The following is a 17610-nucleotide window of genomic DNA, read 5'->3' as shown; positions in this document are numbered from 1 at the left end:
AAGCCCGAGCCCGCCACTGCCACTACCAACGCCGAGGCCACACACCCCACATGCGGTTGCAGTACTAGGGGGACGTCGAACGCATGCCGTAGGGGACGGAAGCGCCCCCTACGGGGCCACAACGTAGCGGGCCAGGCCGGTATTTCCGTGGCGCACCACGTGAGCGGAGTTTCCATGGCTCACCACGCGATGGCAGGGCAGGATCACTACCCCGGCCCCGGCCCCGGCCCCGGCCCCGGCCCCGGCCCCGGCCCGCAACGACGCCCCCAACCCCTGGCGACGCCCGCACCCCGCACCCCGCACCCCGCAGCCCGCAGTCGCGCCGTGACCGGCAAAACACTCGGCAGGACTCGGCGAGACACCCCGCCAGGGATTACGGGACAGCCCTTAGGCACTCTCCACCGTGTGCCGCGCCCCCGGTACGGCCGGCGGCGCCCCCACCGCCCAGCCCACCGGCCATGTGTGCACCGGTTCCCCGGCGTGCATCAGCTCGCTGTAGCGCCGGGTCATCGCGGCCAGCGCGGCGTCCCGGTCCAGGCCCTGCCGCAGCGCATGGTGGTAGGCGGCGGCCTGCCAGGACGCGCCGTTCACCCGACGGGTGCAGCGGTCCTCGATGATGCCCAGATACAGGTCCCGGTCGGCCGGTTCGACGCCCCAGGCGTCCAGTCCTGCCGCGGCCAGCGGCAGCAGTTCCTGGCGTACGAGCCGTACGGCGGGGACCTCGGCGATCCCGCCGGAGCGGCCGGGCCGCGGCCAGTGGAGGCCGGCATCGATGCCGTAGCGGCAGGCGGTGTCGAAGTTGGCGGCCGCGGCGGCGAACGGGAGGCGGGTCCAGATCGGGCGGGGCTCCTCGGCCAGCGCCCGTACCAGGCCGTAGTAGAAGGCCGTGTTGGCGATGACGTCGGCGACGGTGGGACCGGCCGGCAGTACCCGGTTCTCCACCCGCAGATGCGCGACCCCGTCGGCAACGGCGTAGACGGGGCGGTTCCAGCGGTAGACGGTGCCGTTGTGCAGCACCAGTTCGGCCAGGTCGGGCACTCCGCCCTCATCGAGGACCCGCAGCGGCTCCTGCGGCCCTGGGATCGGCAGCAGCGGCGGAAAATAGCGCAGATTCTCCTCGAAGAGGTCGTACGCGGAGTCGATCCAGCGCTCCCCGAACCAGGTGCGCGGGCGCACCCCTTGGGCCTGGAGTTCGGGCGCCCGGGTGTCGGTGGACTGCTGGAAGACCGGCGGCCGCGACTCGCGCCACAGCTCGCGGCCGAAGAGGAAGGGCGAGTTGGCCCCGATGGCGACCTGTACGGCGGCGATGGCTTGCGCGGCGTTCCAGACGGCGGCGAAGCGGCCCGGGGTGACCTGGAGGTGCAACTGCACGGATGTGCAGGCGGCCTCCGGCGCTATCGAGGCCGACCGGGAGACCAAATGCTCGACGCCCTGTATGTCGATGGCGAAGTCCTCGCCGCGGGCCGCCCGCATCTGGTCGTTGAGCAGCACATAGCGGTCGATGGCGGAGAGGCTGGCGGCCGTGAGGTCGGTGGCGGTCAGGGTCGGCAGAATGCCGATCATCACTATCCGGGCGGCGACCTCGCGCGCTTTTCTGTCCGCGTACGCGAAGCCCGTGCGGAGTTCCTCGGCGAGCTGGTCCAGGACCCGGCCGGACAATCGGTGCGGCGTGATGTTGACCTCGAGATTGCACTGGGCGAGTTCGGTCTGGAAATCACGGCTCGCGATGCGTTCCAGAACTTGAGAGTTCAGCATTCGCGGGAGTCCGTCCGCGCCCGCGAGATTGAGCTCGATCTCCAGGCCAATGAGATTCTTGGGCCGGTCGAACCGCTGCTCCGTCAGCAGCCTGTGCAATCCCGCAAGACACTCGTGCAGCTTTCTTCGATAACGCTCCCGGTCAGCCAGGTCTATCCCGTCCGCGGCGACCTTCTCCCCCATCGAAGGGTCCCTCCTCGATCAAGCGAACGGCCCGCGACCACGGGCCGGTTGGGGCCGTCCCCGACACCACCGGGGCACGCGCTACGGTCGATGATGCCCCAGCAATCTGATCCATAACGCCTCGGGGGCGTGCCCGTCCCGATAGGCTCGAAGTGGTGGCGGGCCGGGAACACACCAGGGTTCACTCGTGGCACATTCCATGGGCATATCTCGGCGGCGATCGCCATCCGCAATTCTCTTGTGAAAAACACCGACGAGATCCGGCCTACCACACCTCCAGGGAAATGCGAGGTGGCGCATCCAAAGGCCTGCGCAAAGCGGCGGAAACCACCCTTCAGAAGGGTCCGGATTCCCCCTTGCAGGAAATTCGCAAGACAACTAGCCGAAACATTTTCAGAACATACGTCGTATAAACTCCGCAGACGAGGCAGAGAGTTGGCGCCCAGTGGTGCGGTGTTCTCACCGGCACTGGGGCACTGCGGGCTGACCCACGGGCCGCCGCGCCGGCCGGCCATGCTCTGGCCCCACCCGCTGACAGCGCCGTCCGCACCTGCCCGGCTTCACCGTGTCTCCGAAGTGAGAGGCGACCCACCATGCCGCTGCATCTCCCCCCTGCCCCTGCGCCCGCCCTGCGCAGCGTTCTCGCCGCCCTCAGCTCGCCCACCGCCGTTCGCGAGGCCCCTACCTCCGCCCTGCGCGCCCATCAGGGTCCGCTCGGCCCCGACCACCCGCTGCCCGTCCACGTCTGGGACGACGTCAGCCGCGGCGGCGACACGCCGCTTACCCGGCTGGCCGGATGGCGCTTCCTGGTGCGCAGCGGCGAGCGCGCCGTGGCGGCTGCCGAGGCGATGCTCACGGCCGACGGGTGGACGTTCTCGCACTTCTGCGGCGGCCCCTATGTCGGCGCGACCGAGCAGGCGCTCCAGCAGGCCGACTCCCTGGCCACGGCGTACCAGCCGCGGCTGCTGTCCGTCCCGGAGCTGTACATGCTCACCCTCTGGCTGCATCACGACATCGCCTCGGACGGCGCCGCCGGGCTGCCCGCCCCCGGTGATCTGCTGGTGCCGCTGGCGCCCGCCCCGCCGGGAATCGCCCCGCACCGCCCGCAGCGGGTCGCCGATCTGCTCCCCCGGCTCACCCTGCGCCTCACCCCGCCCGGCCCGCTGCTCGACTCCCCGGCGGCCTGACGGCGCACACCGTCGCCCAGCCGAGCGCCCCGCGACCCTTTCCGGCCGCGGGGCGCTCGTTTGCGCTCACCCGGGCGGTCCAGTGGGTCAACACGACTCCCAACGTCCTTGGGAAGGAATGCAATTGAACCGCCCGCACGGGTGATGCGTCCTTATCCAGTGAGTACCACTGCGGCGAAATCCCTGCGGAAACCCGTCCGTGGGGCAACACTGGGTTCAACCGATGGAAACGGGGGAGCGGCCATGACCACCTCATCGAGCCGCACGACGACGTTCACACCGCAGCGAAAGACAACTCCCATGTGTCAGCACCAACCTCCTTGCCCGTCCGCAGACTCCAGCGACCGGGAAGCCGCTCATCCCGTGGCGCACCACCCCGAGCAAGGCTGGAGCCTGCTGTGCAACGGCGTCCTGCTCTTCGAGGACACCGGTGAGCTGCTGCCGGACGGACAGGTCATCGCCCCGCACCGGCAGGCCGAGCGGGTCGCCAGCGTGGCCTGACGCGCCACCCCTGGCAGTACAACAGGGCCCCCGGCGGACATCGCCGAGGGCCCTTGATGTTGTACGGGGTACCCCGTACGGCCGCATCAGGCGTCGTACGCGTCCAGCGGCGGGCAGGAGCAGACGAGGTTACGGTCACCGAAGGCACCGTCGATACGGCGCACCGGCGGCCAGTACTTCTCCGCGGCCACGACGCCGGCCGGGAAGACGGCCTCCTCGCGGGTGTACGGGTGGGCCCAGTCGCCGCCGAGCGCGGACGCGGTGTGCGGGGCGTTGCACAGCGGGTTGTCGTCCTTGTCCCACTCCCCCGAACCGACCTTCTCGATCTCCGCGCGGATGGCGATCATCGCGTCGCAGAACCGGTCCAGCTCGTTCAGGTCCTCGCTCTCGGTCGGCTCGATCATCAGCGTGCCGGCCACCGGGAAGGACATCGTCGGCGCGTGGAACCCGTAGTCGATGAGCCGCTTGGCGACATCGTCGATGCTCACGCCGGTCGCCTTGGTCAGCGGCCGGACATCGATGATGCACTCGTGTGCCACCAGGCCGCCGGGGCCGGTGTAGAGCACCGGGTAGTGCGGCTCCAGGCGCTTGGCGATGTAGTTGGCGCTGAGGACCGCGACCTGGGTGGCCCGCTTGAGGCCTTCGCCGCCCATCAGGCGGACGTACGCCCAGGAGATCGGCAGAATACCGGCCGAGCCCCAGGGGGCCGCGGAGATCGGCCCGACGCCCGTCTCGGGGCCCGCGGTGGGCTGCAGCGGGTGGTTGGGCAGGTACGGCGCCAGGTGGGCGCGGACGCCAACCGGGCCGACGCCGGGACCGCCGCCGCCGTGCGGGATGCAGAAGGTCTTGTGCAGGTTGAGGTGCGAGACATCGCCGCCGAACTTGCCGGGCTCGGCGAGGCCGACCAGCGCGTTGAGGTTGGCACCGTCGACGTAGACCTGGCCGCCGGCGTCGTGCACCGCCGCGCAGATCTGGGTGATGTGCTCCTCGAACACGCCGTGCGTGGAGGGGTAGGTGACCATCAGGACCGCGAGCTCGTCACGGTGCTTGTCGATCTTGGCGTGCAGATCGTCGGTGTCGACCTCGCCGTCCTCGCCGGTCTTGACGACGACGACCTTCATGCCGGCCATCACGGCGCTGGCGGCGTTGGTGCCGTGCGCCGAGGAGGGGATCAGGCAGACGGTGCGCTGCTCGTCGCCGTTGGCACGGTGATAGGCGCGCACGGCCAGCAGACCGGCCAGCTCGCCCTGCGATCCGGCGTTCGGCTGGATGGAGACCTTGTCGTAGCCGGTGACCGTGGCGAGCCGCTCCTCCAGCTCCTGGATCAGCGTCAGATAGCCCTGCGCCTGGTCGGCGGGTGCGAAGGGGTGCAGCTGGCCGAACTCGGGCCAGGTGACCGGCTCCATCTCGGTGGTGGCGTTCAGCTTCATCGTGCAGGAGCCGAGCGGGATCATGCCGCGGTCCAGCGCGTAGTCCTTGTCGGCCAGCGTGCGCAGGTAGCGCAGCATCGCGGTCTCGGAACGGTGCTGGTGGAAGACCGGGTGGGCAAGGTAGTCGTCGCCGCGCAGCAGCCCCTGAGGCAACGTTTCCGCAGCGACGGCGTCCAGCTGCTCGACGTCGCCGGTCACCCCGAAGGCGCCCCAGACACCGGCCAGCTGCGCACGCCCGGTGGTCTCGTCGCAGGCGATACCGACCAGGTCGGCGTCCACCAGGCGGAGGTTCACACCGGCCTCGCGGGCCTTGGCGACGACCTCGGCGGCCCGGCCGGGCACCCGCGCGGTGAGCGTGTCGAAGTACGCGCCGTGCACGATCTCCACCCCGCCGGCCCGCAGGCCCTCGGCCAGGACGGCGGCGTAGCGGTGGGTGCGCCGGGCGATGGTCCGCAGGCCGTCGGGGCCGTGGTAGACGGCGTACATCCCGGCCATGACGGCGAGCAGCACCTGAGCGGTGCAGATGTTGCTGGTGGCCTTCTCGCGGCGGATGTGCTGCTCGCGGGTCTGCAGGGCCAGGCGGTAGGCCTTGTTGCCGTCCGCGTCGACCGAGACGCCCACCAGACGGCCGGGCAGGCTGCGGGCGAACTTGTCGCGTACGGCCATGAAGCCGGCGTGCGGCCCGCCGAAGCCCATCGGGACGCCGAAGCGCTGGGTGGTGCCCACCGCGATGTCCGCGCCGAGCTCGCCGGGCGAGGTCAGCAGCGTCAGGGCGAGCAGGTCGGCGGCGACGGTGACGACCGCGCCCAGCTCCTGGGCCTGGGCTATGACGGCGCGCGGGTCACGCACCGCGCCGGAGGCACCCGGGTACTGCAGCAGCACGCCGAAGACGCCGCGCTCGGCGATCTCGGCGGGGATGCCGTCGCTCAGGTCCGCGACGACGACCTCGACGCCGGTCGGCTCGGCGCGGGTCTGGATCACCGCGACGGTCTGCGGCAGACAGTCCGCGTCGACCAGGAAGACGCCCTCCTTGACCTTGCCGATACGGCGGGAGAGCGCCATGGCCTCGGCCGCGGCGGTGCCCTCGTCCAGCAGGGAGGCACCGGAGGTCGGCAGGCCGGTCAGGTCGGCGACCATGGTCTGGAAGTTCAGCAGCGCCTCCAGACGGCCCTGCGAGATTTCCGGCTGGTAGGGCGTGTAGGCCGTGTACCAGGAGGGGTTCTCCATGACGTTGCGCAGGATCACCGGCGGGGTGAACGTGCCGTAGTAACCGAGTCCGATCATGGAGGCGAGGACCTGGTTACGGTCCGCGAGGCCGCGCAGCTCCTTGAGCACCTCGGCCTCCGTACGGGCCTGCGGCAGGCCGAGCGCCTCCGCGCTCTTGATCACGTCGGGTACGGCGGTGTCGGTGAGATCGTCCAGCGATCCGAAGCCGACCTGCGCGAGCATCTTGGCCTGCGCCTCGTGGTCGGGACCGACGTGCCGACGCTCGAAGGGGGTGCCGCGCTCCAGCTCGGTCAAGGAGATGCGATTGGTGGTCATCTGCGGGGGCCTCCTGGTCATTGCGACCTACGAGGGGCACCAAGGCGCTGGTGCCCGGACGGCCTCCCCCTCTGTCATCTCAACCTGAGAGCTTCACCGGGCCGCGGGCTGCGGGCCGGCTTTCACCGTCGGTGAGGAGGGGCCCGGCACCATGCCGTCCGCGGCCCGCCCTGCTTTCCAGAGTGACCTCGTCCATGCGGTACGGATGCCTGAGAGATTCCGGGGAGGATTTGCTCCTTCGGCGCCCCCGCCGCGAACGGCAAGGGACTCTCCCGCATGGGGTCAGCGGCCATCCGTCAGCCTACCAGCGCACCTCAAGAGGGAACCCTCGAGTGGCCAGGGCATGAAATGTGCCGTTTGGTAGTTGTCACAATGCCGTTGCGACCACGAAGGAGGGGCTGTGCACACAGATATCGATCCCCGGAGCCTGATCGGCCGCAAAGCGTTCGACCGGAACGGCACCAAGATCGGGACCATTGACGAGGTATATCTCGATGACGCGACAGGCGAGCCGGAGTGGGCTGCGGTGCGTACCGGCCTCTTCAGCCGGGATGCGTTCGTCCCCCTGGAACCGAGCGAGCTGGGCGATGAGGGGCTGCAGATCCCCTACGACCGCAAGCTGATCAAGGATGCCCCGGACTTCGGGGTGGGCCGCCATCTCTCCCCCGAGCAGGAACTCCAGCTGTACCACCATTACCGACTGGATATCTCCTCCCCCGCCTCCGACCCCCGCCCGCCCTCGGGCGACAAGGACTTCGGCCGGGTCGCCGGCTCCGAGGACTGAGCACCCGCAGGCGCCCCGCCCACCAGCGGCAATGGTTCCCCCGGCCGCAGCGCCGGGTCATCGACGGCAAAGGTCCGCACCCTCCCCGGTGCGGACCACGGCTGTTCAAAACGTACGGTCACCCTCCCCACCCCGCTGCCCTGCACCCAGCCGCTGCCGAATTCGTCGTGCACCACATCGAGCCCCGGATGCCAGCGCCGCGGCCGCTCCTCCGCCGTCTCCGGCTCCCCCGCCGCATCCGCCACCGGCTCCGCCGCGGCCCTGGCCGCCGCCTCCTCGGCCTCCTGCTCCGTCGCGAACTGGGCGAACAGATCCTCCTGCGTGAAATCGGCCAGCCCGCTGACCCCCACGCCGAGGAGCCGCACCCCGCCCGTGGTGTCCACCGTCTCCAGCAGCCGCGCCACCGCCTCCCGTACGACCGCGGGGTCGTCCGTGGGCCCGCGCAGCGTCTCCGACCTGGTCAGCGTCGAGAAGTCGTAGTTACGCACCTTGATCACCACCGTGCGCCCGGACCGCCCGGCCGCCCGCAGCCGCTGCACACAGCGCTCGGCCAGCCGCACCAGCTCGGCCCGCACCCGCGTCCGGTCGGTCAGATCGACCTCGAAGGTGTCCTCGACCGAAACGGACTTCGCATCCCGCTCGGCCACCACCGGGCGGTCGTCCTGCCCCAGCGCCATCGCATGCAGCCCGGCCCCATGCGACTTCCCCAGCAGCCGCACCAGCTCGTCCTGCCCCGCCTCCGCGGTCTCCGCGACGGTGTGGATCCCGGCCCGGCGCAGCGCCTCGGCCGTCGCCGGCCCCACCCCGGGCAGCGTCCGCACCGGCATCGGCCCCAGCAGCTCCCGCTCCGTGCCGGGCTCGATCACCACCAGGCCGTCCGGCTTCGCCGCCTCGGACGCGATCTTCGCCAGCATCTTGGCCCCGGCGAGCCCCACCGAGCCGGTCAGCCCCGTGGCCTCCCGTATCTCCCGCCGCAGCCGCTCCCCCACGCCCCGTACGGCACCCACCTCGGCCGCGACACCGCCCGCCTCCAGGTCCACGAACGCCTCGTCCAGGCTCAGCGGCTCCACCAGCGGCGACAGCGCATGCAGCAGCTCCATCACCTTGTCACTCACCTGGCGGTACAGCTCGAAACGCGGACTGAGATAGGCGGCGTTGGGACACAGTCGACGCGCCTGCGCGGTCGGCATGGCGGAGCGGATCCCGAAGACCCGTGCTTCGTACGACGCCGTGGCGACCACCCCGCGCGGCCCGATCCCGCCGACGATCACGGGCTTGCCGCGCAGGCTCGGCTTGGCCGCCTGCTCGGCGGCCGCAAAGAACGCATCCATGTCCAGATGCAGAATCGTCGGCGCGGCTCTCACATGTCCGATGCTGCCGCATGGCACTGACAATCGACCCGATGCCGGGCCGGGAGCTGTGTGCGGGGCTCAGCCGGCCCGGTGGCGCCGCCGCGCCAGCTCGTCGCGCGGGTTCTTCCCGACCAGCGTCTCGCCGGTGTCCAGACGCTCTCCGTGCAGTTCGGAGAGCGCGCTCTCCACGTCCCGCAGCACCACGCCGACGGCGATCCCGAAGACGCCCTGGCCGCCTTGGAGCAGATCGACGACCTGATCGGGCGAGGTGCACTCGTAGACCGTGGCGCCGTCGCTCATCAGCGTCATCCGGGTCAGATCGTCCAGCCCGCGCGAGCGCAGATGCTGGACGGCGGTACGGATGTTCTGCAGCGAGACCCCGGTGTCCAGCAGCCGCTTGACGATCTTGAGGACGACGACGTCCCGGAAGTTGTACAGCCGCTGGGTGCCGGAGCCGTAGGCCGGGCGCACACTCGGCTCCACCAGGCCGGTGCGCGCCCAGTAGTCGAGTTGCCGGTAGGTGATCCCCGCCGCCGCACACGCGGTCGGACCGCGGTAGCCGATGGTGCCCGTCGCGCAGTCCCCCGACACCGCGGCGGGCTGTGCCGGTGCGCGGTTCACTGCTGCATTCGGGTGGAGCGGCAACGCCCCTTCCGCCGCCGTACCGTCACCGGTGATTGCCACGCCGCCCTCCGTCCTCCACGTCCCGGACGGGACCTGCCTTATCGACGGTATGCAGTCACCTGGGGTGCGTCAACGATCGCCGCGCTCGCCACGCCGAGTGATAATCACCCTACGAGTGGTTTCTCGTGACCTCGCGCGGGGAATGGCTAAATAGTTTGGCCGGAATCAGACGCTTCGGCCGGCCGATGTCACTGGCTGCTGCCGAAGTCCTCGGGCGAGATCTGATCGAGGAACTCTCGGAACTTCTCCACCTCGTCCTCCTGCTCGTCCGGGATCGCGATGCCCGCATCGTCCAGCACACCGTCGGTACCGAAAATCGGCGTCCCAGTGCGCAGCGCCAGCGCTATGGCGTCCGACGGACGCGCGCTGACCTCGACTCCGCTGGCAAAGACCAGTTCGGCGTAGAACACTCCTTCGCGCAGATCCGTGATCCGGACCTGCGTCAGTTCCTGGCCCACCGCTTCGAGCACGTCCTTGAAAAGGTCATGCGTCAGCGGCCTGGCAGGGACCATGCCCTGCTGGGCAAAGGCGATGGCGGTGGCCTCCCCTGGCCCGATCCAAATGGGCAAGTAGCGATCGCCTCCCACCTCCCGCAGGAGCACGATCGGTTGGCTGGAAGGCATTTCCACCCGGACACCCACGACGTCGAGCTCGTTCACACAGCAACCCTAGGACGTGCCCGGCAGGTTTGGGTAGTCGGGCCGTCATTTGCTCACTGGAGCTGGCCCCGCAGCGCGGTCTGAACCAATGCCGCATGGAGTCGTACGGACAGCGTCGCCAGCTCCCTGGCGGTGGCCTCCGCATGGGCTCTGGTCTGCGGATTACGGTGCCGCCGAAGGGGGGCCACGACCTGTTCCACCAGGCCCGCCTCACGCTCGGCGGCCGCCTTCACGGCTCGCAGATGCCGCGGCTCGAGACCAAAACGTCCCAGCTCGGCGACCAGTTTCGCCACCGTGACGGCCTCGCTGTCATAGCTGCCGTCGGGACCGGGGACGACGAGTCCGTACGACTCCCAGTCGGCGAGCGCCGCCTCGTCGACCTCAGCGGCCGCCAGCAGCCCGGCCCGGCTGACCCGGGCCGCCGCCGGGCGGTCCTCGTCCGGCTCACGCATGCCCGGCACCAGGTCCCGGGAGGAAGTGGCCTGGGCCGGTAGCTGCACCTGCTCACCGCGCTCCAGGGCGTCCAGATGCTCCCGGATGACCTTCAGCGGAAGATAGTGGTCCCGCTGCATCCGCAGAACGCCGGCCAGCCGCTCGACGTCGGCAGCGGTGAATTTGCGGTACCCGGAAGGCGTGCGCTTCGGCTCGACCAGCCCCTCGGCCTCCAGGAAGCGAATCTTGGAGATGGTGACCTCGGGGAATTCCTCGCGCAGCAAAGTGAGCACCGTACCGATGCTCACCGGCTTGCCGTCCGAGGAGGCGGCGCCGGAAGAACCGGCACCGCCCGTCGGTGATTGGCGCATATGCCTTCCCTGGCCGGTCAGATACCGGCACCTCGCTGGCTCGCGTAGAAGACCAGCCGGAACTTGCCGATCTGGACCTCGTCGCCATTGGAGAGCGCAACCGAGTCGATGCGCTCGCGATTGACGTACGTGCCGTTCAGGCTGCCGACGTCGGCGACCGTGAACCGGCCGTCCGGGCCGCGGCGGAACTCCACATGGCGACGCGACACGGTCACATCGTCGAGGAAAATGTCGCCCTGCGGGTGGCGACCCGCCGTGGTCAGCTCGCTGTCCAGAAGGAAGCGGCTGCCGGAGTTCGGACCCCGGCGGACAACCAGCAGCGCCGAACCCATCGGAAGGGCGTCGACGGCCGCCTGGGCCTCGGGGGACAGGGACGGCAGCTGGGTCTGACCCGTCGCCTCCGCGTCATAGGCCTCGATCCCCGAGATGGAGATGGTCGAGGTCGTCTCGGAGGCGCGCTCGGGCTGTGCGCCCGGGCGGAGCGGCGCACCACAGTTGGAGCAGAACCGGCTCGCCTCGGCGTTCCGGTGCCCACATCTCGTACAAACCGGCAAGGCCAACCCTCCACCCGTGCGTGCGGCTGATGGTTCCTGGGAACCTATGCGCCCGGCACCGGAGGGGTCAACAGAACCCGCGCCGTGCCCCCCGGACGGACCGCTGACCTCGTCACGGAAGAGCGGACGGTCCTCGTCCGCGCCACTCTCATCGGGCCGGCCCGCGGCACGATGCCGCGCCGAGCCGCTGCCGCCCTCCTGGCGGGCGCTCTTGCCGAACAGCTTTCCAAACAACTTCACGGGCGATTCCCCTTGAACGAAACAGACCCGCCCGTGGGGCAGGACGAACCCTCGATGCACACACCGGCCGATCCGGACATCCTGTGAACGTCCGCGGCCTGCAGACAGTTTCCCTCACACACCACAATCACGGTGCGCCGACCCCCCGCTACCTCATGCCCTCCCCGGGCCATGGACATACGCGGACACCTCACTGCGAAGACGACCGAGCGTAGTCAGGCCGCTTCGCCTCTCGCAAGGCATCCACAATGATCTTCCTTTGCCGGGTCACAGACACCTTGGCCTGCTCCTTTTCCAAAGTCTGAACCACCCCACCGGGGATGTTCAGCGCCGGCTCCAGGTCCTCCGGCTTGCCGATGACCTTGAAGCGGTAAGGCTGTGTGACCCGTTTGCCGTCAATCTCCACGCCGCCGCTGACATCCGAGAGAGAAGTGTTCGCGACGACCCGTACATCATTGACCTGGATGGCCTCGGCTCCGGCCGCCCGCAGCTCCTGGATGGTGTCCAGCAGCTTGTCCGCTTCGACGGAGCGCCCGGGGTCGTCGATGGTCAGGGTGATGCCGGGCCCTTGCGCCGCGACGGTCCCGGCCAGCACGCCCAGCTGCTGCTCCTTCTCCACGGTCTGCTTACGGGCCTCCTCGGCCTGGTCCGAGCTGTTCTCCAGCTCGGTCTTCTGTCCTTCCAGGCGCCGCTGTTCGTCCGTCAGCCGCTGGGAGCGGTTGTCCAGTTCGTCCAGAATGCGCACCAGGTCCTCCTGGCGCGCACCTCGCAGCGCACTGCTGTCACTCGTGGAACGTACCTGAATCGCCAGACCGAGGCCGAGAATGAACAGGAGCAGCGCAACGATCAGTTGAGCCCGGGTCAGCCGCGGCGGCCACAGGCTCGCGGCCAGCCGCTGGCGACCGTTCTCCGGCTTTCCAGGAGCCCCATTTTCCGCTTCCGCGGCCGGAGCGTCGACACCTGTCGGCTTTTGATCGTTCTGCTGCGCGTCGTCCGGTTTACGCCCTTCGGTTCCCTCCCCCGCGACCTTGGGGGCGGGCCGGCTCTCGGGAGGCATCGGCTGCCGGTCGGCGGGGCTACGGTCCGGCTGCGGCTCCGGCTTCTTCTCCGGCTCAGGGGTCTCGTCCGTTGCCATCCGCCTCACGCCCTGAAGACGTGCCGGCGGATCGCGGCAGCGTTGGAGAAGATCCGGATTCCCAGCACCACGACGACGCCGGTGGAGAGTTGGGCGCCGACGCCCAATTTGTCGCCGAGGAAGACGATCAGCGCCGCGACGACGACGTTGGAGAGGAAGGAGACGACGAAGACCTTGTCGTCGAAGATGCCGTCCAGCATGGCGCGCAGACCACCGAACACGGCATCCAGCGCCGCGACGACAGCGATCGGCAAGTAGGGCTCGACCACCGTCGGCACCACGGGTCGGACCACAAGCCCGACCACGACTCCCACGATGAGGCCCAGTACGGCGATCACGATGTGCCCTTCCCTGTGTCGGCGCCATCCGCCTTGGCGGCACCGGCCTGCGGCTTTGCGGTACGTACGATCAAACTGGGCGCGGGCGGCAGCGTGACCTCGCTCTCGGCGGAAATCCTGGTACGTACGCCGTAGTTCTCCTGCAGTACGTGCAGATACTGACCGTCGGCGCTGTCCTGGAACGCGGTGCTGAGCCGCTGCCCGTCCCCCACCGCCAGCACCGTATAAGGCGGCACCAGTGGCTTGTTGTCGACCAGTATGGCGTCTCCCGCGGCTCTGATCGCCGAGAGTGACGTAAGCCGCTGCCCATTGACGGAGATGGCCTCCGCACCGGACTCCCACAGGCCGTTGACCACGCGCTGCATATCCCGGTCCCGTACCCGCCCGGTGTCGGAGAAGCCACTGCTCTCCCGCGGCCCTCCCCCACTGGACTCCGCGTCCTTGGCGTCGTCCACCACAAGTTTCACGCCAGGTCCGGTCACTTCGGTCGAACCGGACAACAGGGCCAGCAGTTCGGCCTTGTCGCCGCCGTGCTTGTGCAGCGCCTCACGCTGCATCCGGCTGACCGCGTCCCGGGCCGCGTCCACCCGCTTCTGCTGCTTGTCCGCCTCGCTGGTGCCCTTCTGGATGCGATGGATCAGCTCTTCGCGTTCCTTGGCCAGCGTCGGTGCCGATATCCGCGCCTGAGCGGCTCCGACCGTGACGACCACGGCCGCCAGCACCAGACCGGCGGCCAGGCCCAACTTCGCCCGCAGGGTGCGCGGCAGACCGCGGGTGCCCGCGGCGGACTTCCGCGCGGCGGCCTCCGCGTATCCGTCGTCGAGGCTGTGATCCATCACGTTGGTCAGCAGCGACATGGACGCATCGGGGCGCGCAGCCGACTTCCTGGGAGTGCTCCGATCGGGGCGCTGCTGCGACATGCTGCACATCGTCGCACGTCGCCCGCGCAGTCCCCCAATGGCCCCACCGGCGTGCCCGATTGCGGGCACGCCGGTGGGCCGCGGCTCAGCGGCCGGCGCTGTCCACCACGGCCGCCCACTCGTCCAGCAGCTGCTGGGCGGAGGCGTCGTCCGGTCCTTCCGCCCACAGGTGCGTGACCGCCTCGGCCGGGTCGGGCAGCACCAGCACCCAGCGCCCGTCGGCCTCCACGACCCGTACACCATCAGTGGTGTCCACGTCCCGGTCACCGGCCGCCTCGACCACATGCCGCATGACCAGACCCTTGACCGCCCACGGCGTGGCGAGGTCACGACGCAGCACATGCGCCCGCGGGATCCGCGCATCGATCTGGCTGAGCGTGATCTGAGTACGGGCCACCAGACCGATCAGCCGGACGAACGCGGCCGCGCCGTCGAAGACGCTGCTGAACTCGGGAATGATGAACCCGCCGAGGCCGTCCCCGCCGAAGACCGTGCCCTCCATCCGGGCCACCCGGGTCAGATCGTCGGGCGAGGTCGTCGTCCACTCCACCTGCGTCCCGTGGTACGCCGCCACCTGCTCGGCGATACGGGTCGTGGTCACCGGCAGCGCCACCCGCCCACTGCGCCGTTCGGCTGCCACCAGATCCAGCATCACCAGCAGCGCACGGTCGTCCTCGATGATCCGGCCGCGCTCGTCCACCAGGGAAAGCCGTTCGCCCACGGGGTCGAATCGCACACCGAAGGCGGCCCGCGCCGACGCCACGATCTCCCCGAGCCGTACGAGCCCGGAGCGCCTGGCATCGGCCGTCTCGGTCGGCCGGGACTCATCGAGACCGGGGTTGATCGTGAGCGAGTCGACGCCGAGCCGCCCCAGCAAGCTGGGCAGCACCAGACCGGCGCTGCCGTTGGAGGCGTCCACGACGACTTTCAGCCCGGCATCGGCGACGCCTGTGGTGTCCACAGCCCGCAGTACGGATCCGGCGTACGAGTCGAAGACGCTCGCCGGGAAACGCAGATCGCCGATTTCTCCGGGGAAGGCCCGACGGTACTCCTGGCGGGCGTAGACCCGGTCGAGCTTGCGCTGACCGCCCTGGGAGAGGTCCGCGCCGCGTTCGTCGAAGAACATGATGTCGACCGAGTCCGGCACCCCGGGCGTCGTACGGACCATGATGCCGCCGGCGCTGCCCCGGGCGGTCTGCTGGCGGGCAACCGGCAACGGGACGTTCTCCAGGTCGCGTACGTCGATGGCGCTGGCCTGCAGCGCGGAGATCACCGCACGCTTGAGCGCCCGCGCACCACGGGAGTGGTCACGGGCGGTCGTCACCGTGGAGCCCTTCTTGAGCGTGGTGGCATACGCACCCGCAAGCCGTACGGCGAGTTCCGGGGTGATCTCGACGTTGAGGATTCCGGACACCCCACGGGCGCCGAAGAGATGCGCCTGGCCGCGGGACTCCCAGATCACCGAGGTATTGACGAAGGCGCCGGCCTCAATGGTCTTGAACGGATAGACGCGTACGTTGCCCTGAACGATCGACTCTTCGCCGATCAGACATTCATCGCCGATGACCGCGCCGTCCTCGATCCGCGCGGCCCGCATGATGTCGGTGTTTTTGCCGATCACACAGCCCCGCAGATTGCTGTGCTGCCCGATATAGACGTTGTCGTGCACCACGGCCCTGTGCAGGAAGGCGCCGCTCTTCACCACGACATTGGATCCGACGACGGTGTGCTCGCGGATCTCCACATCCGCCTCGAGCTTGGCGTAGTCGCCGATATACAGCGGCCCCCGCAGCACCGCGTCCGGATGCACCTCGGCGCCCTCGGCCACCCATACCCCGGGCGAGATCTCGAAGCCGTCGATCTCGACGTCGACCTTGCCCTCCAGCACATCGGCCTGGGCCTTGACATAACTCTCGTGAGTGCCGACGTCCTCCCAGTACCCCTCGGCGATATAGCCGTAAATCGGCTTGCCTTCCTTCATGAGCTGCGGGAAGACATCACCGGACCAGTCCACCGGTACATCGGGCTCGAAATAGTCGAAGACCTCCGGCTCCATCACGTAGATGCCGGTGTTGACGGTGTCCGAGAACACCTGACCCCAGGTGGGCTTTTCCAGGAATCGCTCGACCCGACCCTCTTCGTCGACGATGGTGATGCCGAACTCCAGTGGATTGGGAACCCGCGTCAGGCAGACGGTGACGAGGGCACCCTTTTCCTTGTGGAAGCGGATCAGGTCGGTGAGATCGAAGTCGGTGAGGGCGTCACCCGAGATGACCAGAAAAGCGTCGTCCTTGAGGGCTTCCTCTGCGTTCTTCACGCTGCCCGCGGTGCCCAGCGGCTTTTCCTCGTGGGCGTAGGTGAGCTCCATTCCGAGCTCTTCCCCGTCGCCGAAATAGTTTTTGACGAGCGAGGCAAGGAATTGCACGGTCACGACGGTCTCGGTGAGACCATGCCGTTTCAGCAGCCGCAGCACATGCTCCATGATCGGCCTATTGGCCACCGGCAGCAGTGGCTTCGGCATGCTCGACGTCATAGGGCGAAGGCGAGTGCCTTCACCGCCCGCCATCACAACGGCCTTCATGTCGGAAGCGTCCTCCTCTAAGAGACGACGGTCTTGCCGACTTCACCTGTCCAGATCGCCCACTGTTCTCGTGCTCACGTACGGGCGCCGGGCCTTGGCACAATCTGCCGTTTCGGCGAGCTCAGTCGGCCGTGGCGTCCGCCCTGATGAGCCGGCGGACCTGGACCACGTAGAGGATCCCTGCCCACCAATAGAGCGCCGTACCCCATCCTGCGAACGCCCATCCGAAAATGGCGGCGAGCGTGTGAAGCCAGCTGCTTCCGCCGCTCAGCAGGAGCAACGGGAAGGCATACATCAAGTTGAACGTAGCCGCTTTGCCCAGAAAGTTCACCTGGGGAGGGCCATACCCGTGACGCCCCAGGAATCCGACCGCGATCAGCAGCATCAGTTCGCGCGCCAGCAGCGCTGCGGTGAGCCAGACCGGCAGGATCTCGCGCCATGTCAGCCCGACGAGGGTGGAGAGGATGTAGAGCCGGTCGGCCGCGGGGTCCAGGATCCGGCCGAGGCTGCTGATCTGGTTCCAGCGCCGGGCGAGCTTGCCGTCCAGGTAATCGCTGACACCACTCAGCGCGAGGACCAGCAATGCCCAGTTGTCAGCCTTCGGGCCGCCGAATACCGGCCAAAGGATCAACCACAGGAACACCGGCACGCCGGCCAGGCGCGCCATGCTCAGAATGTTCGGGATGGTGAGGACGCGATCCGTCTGGACCTGCGTCTCCTGGACCTCCACTCGGAAGCCTCCTGTGGGAAATGTGCCAATGACGTCCTTGACCTTACCTGCCCCGCCGGCCGCGCCACGCCGCGGGTCCCACATCCTGGAAAACGCGAGAAGGCCCCGTTGGGAACCAAGTTCCCAACGGGGCTTTCTCTAAAATTTGTTCGGCGGCGTCCTACTCTCCCACAGGGTCCCCCCTGCAGTACCATCGGCGCTGAAAGGCTTAGCTTCCGGGTTCGAAATGTAA

Annotated in this window: 15 protein-coding genes, 1 rRNA gene and 1 riboswitch; of the genes, 3 read left to right on the top strand and 13 right to left on the bottom strand. The window is 68.9% G+C overall.

Features of this window, described 5'->3' with window-relative positions:
- Window positions 1–387: 387 nt before the first annotated feature.
- Entirely contained in the window at window positions 388–1938 is a 1551-nt protein-coding gene (locus ACZ4S3_RS40080; protein ID WP_467943712.1) for a glutamate-cysteine ligase family protein, read from the bottom strand.
- Between the two features lie 593 nt (window positions 1939–2531).
- Between ACZ4S3_RS40080 and ACZ4S3_RS40075 the strand changes: the two genes are divergently transcribed.
- Together ACZ4S3_RS40075 and ACZ4S3_RS40070 are read left to right on the top strand one after the other, a co-directional pair.
- A complete protein-coding gene (locus ACZ4S3_RS40075) occupies window positions 2532–3125 on the top strand; it encodes a hypothetical protein (protein WP_467943710.1) in 594 nt (197 codons plus the stop codon).
- Between the two features lie 300 nt (window positions 3126–3425).
- Window positions 3426–3626 carry a DUF5999 family protein gene (locus tag ACZ4S3_RS40070; RefSeq protein ID WP_467943708.1) on the top strand — a complete coding sequence of 67 codons (201 nt, stop codon included), beginning with the start codon at window positions 3426–3428 and terminating at the stop codon, window positions 3624–3626.
- A gap of 86 nt (window positions 3627–3712) precedes the next feature.
- On the opposite strand, the gene gcvP is transcribed toward ACZ4S3_RS40070, so the two are convergent.
- On the bottom strand, window positions 3713–6598 hold the full coding sequence (gcvP, locus tag ACZ4S3_RS40065) for an aminomethyl-transferring glycine dehydrogenase (RefSeq protein WP_467943706.1): 2886 nt from the start codon (window positions 6596–6598) through the stop codon (window positions 3713–3715).
- 187 nt (window positions 6599–6785) lie between these two features.
- A riboswitch (glycine riboswitch) is annotated at window positions 6786–6883 on the bottom strand.
- A 115-nt stretch (window positions 6884–6998) separates the two neighbouring features.
- Between gcvP and ACZ4S3_RS40060 the strand changes: the two genes are divergently transcribed.
- On the top strand, window positions 6999–7382 hold the full coding sequence (locus ACZ4S3_RS40060; protein ID WP_467943705.1) for a PRC-barrel domain-containing protein: 384 nt from the start codon (window positions 6999–7001) through the stop codon (window positions 7380–7382).
- On the opposite strand, the gene ACZ4S3_RS40055 is transcribed toward ACZ4S3_RS40060, so the two are convergent.
- From ACZ4S3_RS40055 to rrf, 11 genes are all read right to left on the bottom strand, one after another.
- Window positions 7292–8746: a DNA polymerase IV gene (locus tag ACZ4S3_RS40055; RefSeq protein ID WP_467943703.1), complete on the bottom strand. Its 1455-nt coding sequence runs from the start codon at window positions 8744–8746 to the stop codon at window positions 7292–7294. The genes ACZ4S3_RS40060 and ACZ4S3_RS40055 overlap by 91 nt on opposite strands.
- A gap of 66 nt (window positions 8747–8812) precedes the next feature.
- Window positions 8813–9418 (bottom strand): MerR family transcriptional regulator, encoded by a 606-nt coding sequence (locus ACZ4S3_RS40050; RefSeq protein ID WP_467943701.1) that lies wholly within the window; start codon window positions 9416–9418, stop codon window positions 8813–8815.
- Window positions 9419–9606: 188 nt separating this feature from the next.
- Window positions 9607–10077: a bifunctional nuclease family protein gene (locus ACZ4S3_RS40045; protein ID WP_393549291.1), complete on the bottom strand. Its 471-nt coding sequence runs from the start codon at window positions 10075–10077 to the stop codon at window positions 9607–9609.
- A gap of 53 nt (window positions 10078–10130) precedes the next feature.
- Entirely contained in the window at window positions 10131–10880 is a 750-nt protein-coding gene (gene ftsR / locus ACZ4S3_RS40040; RefSeq protein WP_467943699.1) for a transcriptional regulator FtsR, read from the bottom strand.
- 17 nt (window positions 10881–10897) lie between these two features.
- Complete coding sequence (locus ACZ4S3_RS40035; RefSeq protein WP_467943698.1) at window positions 10898–11734, bottom strand: FHA domain-containing protein; 837 nt, start codon at window positions 11732–11734, stop codon at window positions 10898–10900.
- A 130-nt stretch (window positions 11735–11864) separates the two neighbouring features.
- Window positions 11865–12809, bottom strand: coding sequence for a DUF881 domain-containing protein (locus ACZ4S3_RS40030; RefSeq protein WP_467943696.1), 945 nt, complete (start codon window positions 12807–12809; stop codon window positions 11865–11867).
- Window positions 12810–12814: 5 nt separating this feature from the next.
- Window positions 12815–13147, bottom strand: coding sequence for a small basic family protein (locus ACZ4S3_RS40025; protein WP_003984969.1), 333 nt, complete (start codon window positions 13145–13147; stop codon window positions 12815–12817).
- The gene (locus ACZ4S3_RS40020; protein WP_467943694.1) at window positions 13144–14076 is read right to left on the bottom strand and encodes a DUF881 domain-containing protein; all 933 of its coding nucleotides are present in this window, start codon (window positions 14074–14076) and stop codon (window positions 13144–13146) included. The genes ACZ4S3_RS40025 and ACZ4S3_RS40020 overlap by 4 nt, the downstream gene beginning before the upstream one ends.
- Window positions 14077–14152: 76 nt before the next feature.
- Window positions 14153–16648, bottom strand: coding sequence for a sugar phosphate nucleotidyltransferase (locus tag ACZ4S3_RS40015; RefSeq protein ID WP_467943692.1), 2496 nt, complete (start codon window positions 16646–16648; stop codon window positions 14153–14155).
- A gap of 121 nt (window positions 16649–16769) precedes the next feature.
- On the bottom strand, window positions 16770–17378 hold the full coding sequence (locus ACZ4S3_RS40010) for a CDP-alcohol phosphatidyltransferase family protein (protein WP_467943691.1): 609 nt from the start codon (window positions 17376–17378) through the stop codon (window positions 16770–16772).
- A gap of 147 nt (window positions 17379–17525) precedes the next feature.
- Window positions 17526–17610 (bottom strand): 5S ribosomal RNA (gene rrf, locus ACZ4S3_RS40005); the annotation flags it as partial.

It is taken from the genome of Streptomyces sp. NPDC028368 (assembly GCF_055565615.1).
The sequence above is the reverse complement of the archived record's forward strand: the minus strand, read 5'-3'. Positions and strand labels throughout refer to the sequence as shown.

Excerpts from the sequence above, each read along its gene's own strand:
- ACZ4S3_RS40015 (WP_467943692.1), bottom strand. The coding sequence starts at position 16,648 with ATGAAGGCCGTTGTGATGGCGGGCGGTGAAGGCACTCGCCTTCGCCCT.
- ftsR (WP_467943699.1), bottom strand. The coding sequence starts at position 10,880 with ATGCGCCAATCACCGACGGGCGGTGCCGGTTCTTCCGGCGCCGCCTCC.
- ACZ4S3_RS40080 (WP_467943712.1), bottom strand. The coding sequence starts at position 1,938 with ATGGGGGAGAAGGTCGCCGCGGACGGGATAGACCTGGCTGACCGGGAG.
- ACZ4S3_RS40070 (WP_467943708.1), top strand. The coding sequence starts at position 3,426 with ATGTGTCAGCACCAACCTCCTTGCCCGTCCGCAGACTCCAGCGACCGG.
- ACZ4S3_RS40020 (WP_467943694.1), bottom strand. The coding sequence starts at position 14,076 with ATGTGCAGCATGTCGCAGCAGCGCCCCGATCGGAGCACTCCCAGGAAG.
- gcvP (WP_467943706.1), bottom strand. The coding sequence starts at position 6,598 with ATGACCACCAATCGCATCTCCTTGACCGAGCTGGAGCGCGGCACCCCC.
- ACZ4S3_RS40075 (WP_467943710.1), top strand. The coding sequence starts at position 2,532 with ATGCCGCTGCATCTCCCCCCTGCCCCTGCGCCCGCCCTGCGCAGCGTT.
- ACZ4S3_RS40030 (WP_467943696.1), bottom strand. The coding sequence starts at position 12,809 with ATGGCAACGGACGAGACCCCTGAGCCGGAGAAGAAGCCGGAGCCGCAG.